A 9,780-nucleotide genomic window follows, 5' to 3' on the forward strand; every position below is an offset into this window, starting at 1 on the left:
GTTGTCACTCGGCGGCGGATATAGGCGGCGGATGTGTGCGGTTCGTACACCTGGTGTCCATGAGTGTCGACGAGATCACCCGGCCGGGGCCCCGGTCGCGAGTGCGGTCCCGGGTCCGTCCGCGGGTCCGGCCCCGGCCGGGTACGCACGTCCTGCGCGGGCGCGCTCCCGCACCCGCCCCGCCCGCCCGGATCACCGCCCTGCACAGCGGGGGCGTCGCCGCCGCGGCCCTGCTGACCCTGGTCGGCGCCGGCGCGCTGCTCCACGAGCCGGTGCTGATCCCGCCCGTCGCGGCCAGCGCGGCGATCGTGTACGGGGTGCCCGCGCTCCCGCTGGCCCAGCCGCGCAGCGTCATCGGAGGCCACCTGCTGTGCGCGGCGGTCGGCTACCTGGCGCTGGCGGCGCTGGGCGGCGCCGCGTGGGTGGCGGCCCTCGGGGCGGGCGTGGCCGTCGGCGCGATGACCCTCGCCCGGACCCCGCATTCGCCGGCCGCCGCCACCACCGTGGTGGTGGTCCTCCAGGCCCCGGACGCGCGGGTCTTCGTACCGCTGCTCACGGGGGCGGCGCTGGTGCTGGTGCTGGCCGGGATGGCGGCGTCCCGGGCGCGGCGGGGTGCGGTGGCGTACCCGGCGTACTGGTGGTGACCCGTCAGATCCCCGCGCCGCAGCCGGCGCCGCAGCCGCCGACGCCCGGGGGTTCGTGGAGGGCGGGGGGCTCCGGGCGGGGTGCGGGGCGGGGGCGGAGCCGGGCCGCGAGGGGGGCCAGGCCGTGGGCGGCGGCGGAGTCGAGCCCGTTGCGGGCGACGGCGGTCAGGGCGCACCGGGCCCCTGCGGGGGTCCCGGGCGGCAGCGGCGGGGCCCACGTGCCGTCGGCGGCGGCCTCGCGTCCCCGGCGGCGCCCGGCGGCGGTCGCGTGGCGGTGGGGGAGGACCGGCCCCGCGAGCAGGCTGACCAGACCCGTCACCACGCCGAGCACCGTGAACGCGAGGAACGGGCGCAGGCCCGCGCCCTGCCCGGTGGCGGAGTCCGCGACGCACGCCCCGACGGTCGCCAGGACCGCGACCAGCAGGCACGCGGTCTGGCCCAGTTCGGCGTTCTCGGTCCGGCCGCGCCGCCGGGGGTCCACGGCCAGCCCGCGCCCGACCAGCGTCCGCTCGACTTCGACGGCGGCGGGGCAGTCGGCGACCCGGGCCTCGAACTCCTGCGCGCGCGGGTGCGGGGTACTGGTCAGCAGGGCGAGTGCGGCGGCCTGGACGGGGTCGGGGGCGTTGCAGCCCCGTACCGCGGTGACCCGGCCGTCGTCGGCGTCGCCGACCCTCAGGCGCCCGCCCAGGTACAGCGCGCAGAGGGCCACCTCGGCGATCCCGCGCCGGCCGCGGTCCAGGTACGCGGCCTCGTACAGGCCGAGCGGCCCGCTGTCCGCCCGTTGGTCCGGGCGGTGCGGCCGGTCCCGGGGGTAGAGCCGCCGGTACAGCCACACCCGGGCGAGACTGACACCCAGCAGCGGGGCGCCCGCCCCCGCGAAGATGAAGACCCACACGCCCCGAGTCTGGCGGCCGCCCCCGGCCGGGGGCAATGGCCGGACGCGCCCTACGGCGCCCGCGTGAGGAGCGCCGGCAGGAACGGGGCGGCGCTACTCGGGGGCGGGGGCGAGGACGGGGGCGAGGACGGGGGCGGCGAGGTCAGTTGTTTGAAGCCGCTGCACTCGGTCAGTTCGCCGCCCTGGCGGACCGTGTAATCGGCGGGCGGCACGTTCATGACCTGGAAGCCGCCGTTCTGGGGGATGTCGACCGTCCCGCCGAAGCCGGCCGACCCGTATATGTAGGCCGGGCCCGGGGTGAAGCCGCCGCCGGAGAGGTGCACTTTTCCGTTGTCGAGGATGCCGGAGACCGAACAGGTCGCGGTCGGGACCGCGGCCGGTGAGGACTGGGGGGCCGCCGCGAGGGCGGTGGGGGCGGCGACGAAGGAGGCCGCCACGAGGGGGCTGAGGACGAGTAGGCGGGTGCGCCGGTTCATGAGTTTTCCTAACCGGGAGGAAACGGGAGGAAACGGGATCCGCGGGCCGCACGCCCGGATCCCCGGGCAGCCGCCGGTACCGTCCGGCACTGACGCCCCCGGCCACGCGCGGCGAGCGGGAGGCCGCCCCTGCCGGGGACCGGGGCTCAAACCGAGAGCGAGGACCGCCTTCTCATCGTCACCCCGCCCCTTCCTCGGTGCGACCGGGGATCGGCGGCGCCCCGGGCGTGCTCACGGCCGGCCGCGGCGCTCGGTCACGGGCACCCGCCTGGGGCGGGTGTGGCGCGCTTGACACGAAAATCGAACACGCATTCTTATTGGTTATCCACAGCCGAACCGGGCGTGGGAGCGCATTGTCAGTGGCAGGCGTTAGCGTCAATGGCGTGAAGCGATCGACTCAAGCAAACCGGGTGGAACCCATGGCAGGCACCGACCGCGAGAAGGCTCTTGACGCCGCGCTCGCACAGATTGAACGGCAATTCGGCAAGGGCGCGGTGATGCGTCTCGGCGACAAGCCGAACGACCCCATCGACGTCATCCCCACCGGGTCGACCGCACTGGACATCGCCCTCGGCGTCGGCGGGCTGCCCCGCGGCCGTGTGGTCGAGGTCTACGGGCCGGAGTCCTCCGGCAAGACGACCCTGACCCTGCACGCCGTGGCCAACGCGCAGAAGGCCGGCGGCACCGTCGCCTTCGTGGACGCCGAGCACGCGCTCGACCCCGAGTACGCGAAGGCCCTCGGCGTCGACACCGACAACCTCATCCTGTCCCAGCCGGACACCGGCGAGCAGGCGCTCGAGATCGTGGACATGCTCGTCCGCTCCGGTGCGCTCGACCTCATCGTCATCGACTCCGTCGCGGCGCTCGTGCCGCGCGCGGAGATCGAGGGCGAGATGGGCGACTCGCACGTGGGTCTCCAGGCCCGTCTGATGAGCCAGGCGCTCCGGAAGATCACCGGTGCGCTCAACCAGTCCAAGACCACCGCGATCTTCATCAACCAGCTCCGCGAGAAGATCGGTGTGATGTTCGGCTCGCCGGAGACCACCACCGGTGGCCGCGCGCTGAAGTTCTACGCCTCGGTGCGCCTCGACATCCGCCGCATCGAGACCCTCAAGGACGGCACGGACGCGGTCGGCAACCGCACCCGCGTCAAGGTCGTCAAGAACAAGGTCGCGCCGCCCTTCAAGCAGGCCGAGTTCGACATCCTCTACGGCCACGGCATCAGCCGCGAGGGCGGCCTGATCGACATGGGCGTCGAGCACGGCTTCGTGCGCAAGGCCGGCGCCTGGTACACGTACGAGGGCGACCAGCTCGGCCAGGGCAAGGAGAACGCGCGCAAGTTCCTCTGCGACAACCCCGCCCTCTCCGACGAGATCGAGCGGAAGATCAAGGAGAAGCTGGGCGTGGGTGTCCGCAAGGACGCCGCGGCAGCCGCCGAGGCCGGTGCCGAGACGGCGGGCGCAGACGCCGCTGCCGCCGCCGTGCCCGCCCCCGCGTCGAAGGCCAAGACGACGGCCAAGGCCGCCGTGGCCAAGAGCTGACCCGTGCGGGAGCAGGAAAGGGGCGGCGGAGGGGGCCGTGAAGGCCGCCAGGAGCTGCCGCCCCAGAGTCCCGAGGAGCAGGCGCGGGCGATCTGTCTGCGCCTGCTCACCGGGATGCCGCGTACCCGCCGGCAGCTCGCGGACGCCCTGCACAAGCGGGGCATCCCCGAGGAGGTGTCGCAGGAGGTCCTCTCCCGGTACGAGGAGGTGGGCCTGATCGACGACGCCGCGTTCGCCGGAGCCTGGGTCGAGTCCCGCCACCGCGGCCGGGGCCTGGCCCGCCGGGCACTCGCGCAGGAGCTGCGCACCAAAGGGGTGCACGCCACCCTCGTGGAGGAGGCCCTGGAGCAGCTGGACTCCGAGCAGGAGGAGCAGACCGCCCGGGAGCTCGTGGAGCGCAAGCTCCGCGCCACCCGGGGCCTGGAGCGGGAGAAGCGGATCCGACGCCTCGCCGGAATGCTCGCCCGCAAGGGATACCCGGAGGGCATGGCCCTGCGGGTGGTCCGCCGCGCCCTGGAGGCGGAGGGCGAGGACACCGACGACCTGGGGTGACCCGGGCGGGGCAGTGAAAAGGTGGGGGAGCGGAAGGCCGGGGTAGCGGCAGGTGGGGGTAGCCCCCGGCCGGTGACGCCGGGGCGCTCCAATGTCAACGGGCGGGCCCGGCGGCAGAGTTGATCACATGATGCTGCGTTACGCCCTCCAGACCGTCCGGGACCGCAAAGCCGGTTTCCTCGGCGCCTTCGTCGCCCTCCTGTGCGCGGCGGCCCTCGTCACCGCCTGCGGCACGCTCCTGGAAACAGGCCTCCTCGGCAAGATCGCCACCGAGCGCTACGCGGCCACACCGGTCCTCGTCTCCGCCGACCAGAACGTGCACCAGACCACGGTCAAGGAGAAGAAGGGCGATACGCGGAAGGTCAAGACGAAGCACAAGGCCAAGCCCGTCGCCGAGCGGGCCTGGCTCCCCGCCTCCACCCTGGACACCGTCCGGTCCGTGCCCGGCGTGGAGCGCGCCGTGCCCGAGCTCACCTTCCAGGCCGTCCCGCTCGCCAAGGCCGACGGCGCCGCGGTGCCCTCGTACGGGCACGCCTGGACCTCCGCCGTCCTCACCCCCTTCACGCTCGCCGAGGGCCGCGCCCCCCAGGGCGCCGACGAGGTCGTCATCGACCGCGAACTCGCCGCCCGCGCGGGGCTGAAGACCGGCTCCGAGCTGCCCGTGCAGGCCACCGGCGAGCCGAAGACCTACACCGTCAGCGGCATCGCGAAGAACCCCGGCGGCCGCCTCGCGCGGCAGGGCGCGCTGTTCTTCGGCGACACCGAGGCGCAGCGGCTCGCCGCCCGCGACGGCCAGGTCAGCGCCATCGGCGTGCTGCCCGCGCCCGGAGTGGACGCGAGCCGGCTTGCCGGGCAGGTCGCGCAGGCGCTCAAGGGCACGACCGCGCAGGTCGCCACCGGTGACGAGCGCGGACCGGCGGAGTTCCTCGACGCGGCCGGCGCACGCGTCAAGCTCGTCTCCATGGGCGGCGCGATGGGCGGCACCTCGCTCCTCGTGGCGATCCTGGTGGTCGTCGGCACCTTCGCCCTGTCGATCCAGCAGCGCTACCGCGAACTCGCCCTCCTGCGGGCCGTCGCCGCCACCCCCCGCCAGCTGCGCCGCATGATCGGCCGCGAGGCGCTGCTGGTGGGCCTGGCCGCCGGCCTCGCCGGAGCGATAGCCGGACTGCCGCTCGCCGCCTGGCTGTACGGGCGGTTCGTGGACAGCGGGGTCGTCCCCGCCAACCTGGAGCGCACCGCCGGGATCTTCCCGATGTTCGCCGCCGTCGGCGCCAGCCTCTTCGGCGCGTGGGCCGCGGCCCGGATCACCGCCCGGCGGATCGCCCGGATCCGCCCCGCCGAGGCGCTCGCCGAAGCCGCCGTCGAGCGCGGCCGGCCCGCCTGGGCGCGGATCGGGACCGGGGTGCTGCTGCTGGCCGCCGGGGCGGTGCTGGTGGCCGTACTGAGCACGCTGCGCACGGAGCCCGCCTCCACCCCGGTGACCTTCCTGGCCGTGGTGGTACTGGCCGGCGCGGTCTCGCTGCTGGGCCCGCTGCTCGTACGGGCCGCCGCCGCGCTGCTCGCCGGGCCGCTGCGGCTGGCCGGTACGGGCGGCCACCTGGCCACCGCCAACCTGCGCGGCAACGCCACCCGGATGGCCTGCGCCGTCACCCCGATCGCCCTGCTGATCGCAATGACCTGCACCGTGCTCTTCGCCACGCCGACGCTCGGCGACGCGGCCCGGGCGCAGGCCCGACAGGGAGTCAAGGCCGACTGGGTGCTGGCCGGGCAGGGGCCCGGAGTGAGCGCCGGCGCCGCCGAGCGGATCCGCCGGACCCCCGGGGTCGCCGCGGCCACCGAGATCGTGCACACGTCGGTGCGGGTGGGGCTGACCAAGTACGCGGCGCAGGGCGTGACCCCGGCCGGCCTGACCCGGACGTGGGACCCGGCCGTGACCGGCGGGAGCCTGGCGGGCTTCGGGGAGCGGAGCGCGGCGGTGAGCGAGCTCGCCGCCGATCAGCTGGGACTGAAGCCCGGCAGCCCGCTGGCGCTGACCCTGGGGGACGGGACGCCGGTGACGTTGACCGTGTCCGCCGTGTACGCGCGGGGGCTGGGCTTCGGGGACCTGACGCTGCCGCACGCGCTGGTCGCCGCGCACGTCGACGACCCGCTGGCCGCCAGTGTGCTGGTGGCGGCCGAACCGGGCACCGGACGCGAGCAGTTGACGGCCGCGGTGCGGGGCTTCCCGGGGGTCCGGGTGCTGAGCGCGCACGACGCGGACCGGGTACGGGCCGAGCGGCAGGCCGCCGGGGCGGAGATCAACCTGCTGGCGATGGGCCTGGTGCTCGCCTTCACCGCGATCGCGGTGGCCAACACGCTGGCCATGTCCACGGCCGAGCGGCTGCGGGAGTTCGCGATGCTGCGGCTGGCCGGGGCGACCCGGCGCCAGGTGCGGGGGATGCTGCGCACCGAGGCGGTGTCGGTACTGCTGATGGGGACCGTACTGGGCTCGGGGATCGCGCTGGCCGTACTGACCGCCTTCAGCGTCGGGATGACGGGTTCTGCCGCACCGGCGGTGATGCCGGTCGCGTACGCGCTGGTCGTGGGGGTGGCGGGGCTGCTGGCCCTGACGGCGACCGCCCTGCCGGGGCGGGTCGCGCTGCGGGTGCCTCCGGTGGACGTGGCGACGTCGAAGGCGTAGGGACAGGCACCGGGGTTACGGGGTACGGGGCGCTGCTCCGTACCCCGTACCCCGCACCCGTGCGTCAGGCAGCCTCGGTCGTCGGGAGGCCGGCGGACTTCCAGGCCTGGAAGCCGCCCACCAGGTCCGTGGCGTTGTGCAGGCCCAGGGCGTGGAGGGAGGCCGCGGCCAGGGAGGAGGCGTAGCCCTCGTTGCAGATCACCACCACCTGGATGTCGTGCCCCGTCGCCTGCGGGACGCGGTGCGAGCCCTGCGGGTCGAGGCGCCACTCCAGCTCGTTGCGCTCGATGACCAGCGCGCCCGGGATCAGCCCGTCGCGCTCGCGCAGCGCCTGGTAGCGGATGTCCACCAGCAGCGCACCCGCCCGGGAGGCCGCCTCGGCCTGCTCCGCGTCCAGGCGGGTGTAGCCGGCCCGGATCCGCTCCAGCAGGTCGTCGATGCCGGTCGGGGTGCTCACTGCCAGTCCGCCGGGCGCTCGACGTGCTCCAGCCGGAGCACCGGGCCGGTGCGGCTGTAGCGCCGGATCAGCGGGAGCGGCGGGTGGTACGCGTGCACCGAGATCGCGTGTTCGGACGGGGACTCGTTCAGCACCTCGTGCACGTGGTGCTCGCCGAAGGCCCGGCCGGTGCCCGCGTCCAGGCCGCGGGTGCGGTCCAGGTCGGGGGCCAGCTCCAGGGACCGCCAGCCCTCCGAGGGGAGGCGGACGGCGAGGGAGTGCTCGGTCAGGCGCCCCCGCGCGGTGGTGAAGGCGCCCCGCGACTCGGCGTGGTCGTGCCAGCCGGTCCCGGTGCCCGGGGGCCAGCCGATCAGCCAGGCCTCACTGCCGCCCGGCCCGTCCAGCCGGATCCAGGTCCGGCCCTCCGGGTCGAGGGGGAGGGAGGCGATGAGCTCGGCGTCGGAGGCCACGCGCCGGGTGAAGTCGAGGAGTTCGGCCGCCGTGACGGGGGCCGCGGGCGCAGGAGCGGCGGGCACGGAGGCCGCGGGCGCAGGGGCGTGCGTGGGTGCAGACATGGAGATGACCGTCCTGGGGGTTCGCGAAAGTGCGCGCGGAGCGCGGAGGGAGGCGAATCAGCAGGAAGGGCGACACACGCAGCCCGCGTAGCGGAGCAGGTCCATGTGGACCCTCCGCCACAGGCGCACGTCGTTGCCGGTCATGTCCGCTAGGGAACCACGACTCGGCTGGAGGGTCAATCGATCACCGGTGCGGGTGTCGGCTTCGGCGCAGGCGTCGGCACTCCCGGGAGGGCTCCCAGCGGCGGGCCGTGCCGTACGGCGTCCGCGGCCTCGTAGAGCTCCGCCGGGCGGACCCCCGCGAAGGTCGCGGCCAGGTGCCCGTCCGGCCGTACGAGGAGCACGGTGTGCGCGGGGGCGCCCGGGTAGCCGTCCGCGACCAGCAGTTCCGCCCGGACCGGCAGCGCGCTGACGGCCGCCGCGAGCCGGGGCATCAGGCCGGCGCCGAGCCAGTGCCGCCGGTCCCAGACGCCGGTGCCGGGGGCGACGAGGACGACCAGCAGCCGGCCCCGCCCCAGCCGGTCGCGCAGGGGCACGGTCGAGCCGTCGGGCGCGGTCACCGGGACGTTCGCCACCGGGCCGCCCGGTTCCGTGGCGGTCGGGACCTCGCGTACGGCCACGGGCGGGGCGTACGCCGGCTCGGCGCCCAGCGGACCGCGGCCCAAGTGGCCGTCGGTGATCAGGAGTTCGCCGGAACGGGCCGCTCCGGGCAGGTACGTGCGCAGGCCCCCGCCGGCGCGCAGCGCGGGCATCGCCTGGTCGGCGGCGCGCAGCCGGGCCGCCACCGCCCTGCGGCGCTCGCCCTCGTAGCTGTCGAGCAGGGCCTCGGAGGCCCCCTGGTGCCAGGCGAGGGCCAGCTTCCAGGCGAGGTTCTCCGCGTCCCGGAGCCCCTCCTCGACGCCCTGGGTCCCGAGCGCGCCCAGCAGGTGCGCCGCGTCCCCGGCGAGGAAGGCGCGGCCGTCGCGCCAGCGCCGGGCGAGCCGGTGGTGCAGGGTGTGGACGCCGGTGTCGAGGAGGTCGTACGGGGGAGTCGTGCCCCCGCACCACAGCCCGAGGGTGTCGCGGATGAGGTTGACCAGCGCGTCGGGGGTGACGAGTTCCCCGCGCGGCGGCAGCAGCCAGTCCAGCCGCCACACGCCGTCGGGCAGCGGCCGGGCGGTGACTTCCCCGACGCCCCCCGCCTGGCCGCGGTGCAGCAGGGCCTCGCCGGGCCAGGGCAGTTCGGTGCGCAGCGCGGCCACGGCGTGCCGCTCCACGGCGGTGCGGCCGGGGAAACGGATGCCGAGGAGCTTGCGCACGGTGGAGCGGGCCCCGTCGCAGCCGACCAGGTAACTCCCGCGCCACCAGGTGGTCTCGGCGCCCCGGGTGTGGACGGTGACGCAGTGGCCGTCCTGTTCCAGGGAGTCGAGCTTGCTGTCGGTGACGAGCTGGACCAGCGGGTGGACGAGGGCCGCGTCGCGCAGCCCGCGCGTCAGGGCGTGCTGGGGCAGGTGGAGGGGGGCGGGCCCGTCCTCGAAGGTGATCCGCTGGGAGTCGCGCCCGCGCCGCATCGTGCGCCAGGCGGCGAAGTACGCGCTCTCGTACCGCAGGGTCGTACAGCCCAGCCGGTGGGCCATGGTGGCGGTGTCGGCGTGCAGGACGACGCTACGGGCGGTCCGGGGCTCGTCCTTGCCGGGCCCTTCGTCGAGCACGACGCAGGGCACGCCCTGGCCGGCCAGGGCGAGGGACATGGACAGTCCGACGGGCCCCGCGCCGACGACGATCACCGGGTCCATGATGCGGCTCCCGATGTCCGGTATGTGATCACAGAACGTATGCAACCCACTGGAGGTGCCTGCGTCAAGTGACGCCGGTCCGGACAAGGCTGTGTGGTGGGGGGGGGGGGTGTCGGGGCCCCCCCCCTGGGGCCGAGCAGGGGTGGGGGGCCGGGGGGGCCCCTGGGGGGCGGGGCGGGGCGCCGCCGCCCCCCCAGGGGAGGCGG

At 75.5% G+C, this 9,780-nt stretch carries 10 protein-coding genes; 4 read left to right on the forward strand and 6 right to left on the reverse strand.

The features are described from left to right. The first annotated feature begins 59 nt into the window (after positions 1 to 59). Positions 60 to 644: an HPP family protein gene (locus ACFWBF_RS23425; protein WP_385605171.1), complete on the forward strand. Its 585-nt coding sequence runs from the start codon at positions 60 to 62 to the stop codon at positions 642 to 644. A gap of 4 nt (positions 645 to 648) precedes the next feature. Here ACFWBF_RS23425 and ACFWBF_RS23430 read toward each other — a convergent pair whose 3' ends face one another. Together ACFWBF_RS23430 and ACFWBF_RS23435 are read right to left on the reverse strand one after the other, a co-directional pair. Next, positions 649 to 1,539, reverse strand: coding sequence for a TIGR04222 domain-containing membrane protein (locus ACFWBF_RS23430; RefSeq protein ID WP_385605174.1), 891 nt, complete (start codon positions 1,537 to 1,539; stop codon positions 649 to 651). Between the two features lie 50 nt (positions 1,540 to 1,589). Further along, a complete protein-coding gene (locus ACFWBF_RS23435) occupies positions 1,590 to 2,015 on the reverse strand; it encodes a hypothetical protein (protein WP_385605177.1) in 426 nt (141 codons plus the stop codon). A gap of 419 nt (positions 2,016 to 2,434) precedes the next feature. On the opposite strand from ACFWBF_RS23435, the gene recA reads away from it, so the two are divergent. From recA to ACFWBF_RS23450, 3 genes are all read left to right on the forward strand, one after another. Continuing rightward, positions 2,435 to 3,556: a recombinase RecA gene (recA, locus tag ACFWBF_RS23440; RefSeq protein WP_385605180.1), complete on the forward strand. Its 1,122-nt coding sequence runs from the start codon at positions 2,435 to 2,437 to the stop codon at positions 3,554 to 3,556. A gap of 3 nt (positions 3,557 to 3,559) precedes the next feature. Beyond that, positions 3,560 to 4,108 carry a recombination regulator RecX gene (gene recX / locus ACFWBF_RS23445; RefSeq protein ID WP_385223636.1) on the forward strand — a complete coding sequence of 183 codons (549 nt, stop codon included), beginning with the start codon at positions 3,560 to 3,562 and terminating at the stop codon, positions 4,106 to 4,108. Between the two features lie 127 nt (positions 4,109 to 4,235). Then, entirely contained in the window at positions 4,236 to 6,788 is a 2,553-nt protein-coding gene (locus ACFWBF_RS23450) for an FtsX-like permease family protein (RefSeq protein WP_385605183.1), read from the forward strand. Positions 6,789 to 6,852: 64 nt separating this feature from the next. Here ACFWBF_RS23450 and ACFWBF_RS23455 read toward each other — a convergent pair whose 3' ends face one another. The 4 genes from ACFWBF_RS23455 to ACFWBF_RS23470 are packed head-to-tail and all read right to left on the reverse strand — an operon-like array spanning position 6,853 to position 9,574. After that, positions 6,853 to 7,245: a rhodanese-like domain-containing protein gene (locus ACFWBF_RS23455; RefSeq protein WP_385605185.1), complete on the reverse strand. Its 393-nt coding sequence runs from the start codon at positions 7,243 to 7,245 to the stop codon at positions 6,853 to 6,855. Further along, positions 7,242 to 7,799: a cysteine dioxygenase gene (locus ACFWBF_RS23460; protein ID WP_385605188.1), complete on the reverse strand. Its 558-nt coding sequence runs from the start codon at positions 7,797 to 7,799 to the stop codon at positions 7,242 to 7,244. Before ACFWBF_RS23460 ends, ACFWBF_RS23455 begins: the two co-directional genes overlap by 4 nt. A 57-nt stretch (positions 7,800 to 7,856) precedes the next feature. Then, positions 7,857 to 7,943, reverse strand: a complete 87-nt coding sequence (locus tag ACFWBF_RS23465; protein WP_311318651.1) for a putative leader peptide — start codon at positions 7,941 to 7,943, stop codon at positions 7,857 to 7,859. A 32-nt stretch (positions 7,944 to 7,975) separates the two neighbouring features. Continuing rightward, positions 7,976 to 9,574, reverse strand: a complete 1,599-nt coding sequence (locus tag ACFWBF_RS23470) for an FAD-dependent monooxygenase (protein WP_385605191.1) — start codon at positions 9,572 to 9,574, stop codon at positions 7,976 to 7,978. Positions 9,575 to 9,780 lie beyond the last annotated feature (206 nt).

Origin of the sequence: Streptomyces sp. NPDC060028 (genome assembly GCF_042736725.1) — a bacterium.
Taxonomy (GTDB): domain Bacteria; phylum Actinomycetota; class Actinomycetes; order Streptomycetales; family Streptomycetaceae; genus Streptomyces.

Coding starts and splice junctions, on each gene's coding strand:
- ACFWBF_RS23450 (WP_385605183.1), top strand. CDS start 4,236: ATGATGCTGCGTTACGCCCTCCAGACCGTCCGGGACCGCAAAGCCGGT.
- ACFWBF_RS23460 (WP_385605188.1), bottom strand. CDS start 7,799: ATGTCTGCACCCACGCACGCCCCTGCGCCCGCGGCCTCCGTGCCCGCC.
- recA (WP_385605180.1), top strand. CDS start 2,435: ATGGCAGGCACCGACCGCGAGAAGGCTCTTGACGCCGCGCTCGCACAG.
- ACFWBF_RS23465 (WP_311318651.1), bottom strand. CDS start 7,943: ATGACCGGCAACGACGTGCGCCTGTGGCGGAGGGTCCACATGGACCTG.
- ACFWBF_RS23425 (WP_385605171.1), top strand. CDS start 60: ATGAGTGTCGACGAGATCACCCGGCCGGGGCCCCGGTCGCGAGTGCGG.
- ACFWBF_RS23470 (WP_385605191.1), bottom strand. CDS start 9,574: ATGGACCCGGTGATCGTCGTCGGCGCGGGGCCCGTCGGACTGTCCATG.
- ACFWBF_RS23435 (WP_385605177.1), bottom strand. CDS start 2,015: ATGAACCGGCGCACCCGCCTACTCGTCCTCAGCCCCCTCGTGGCGGCC.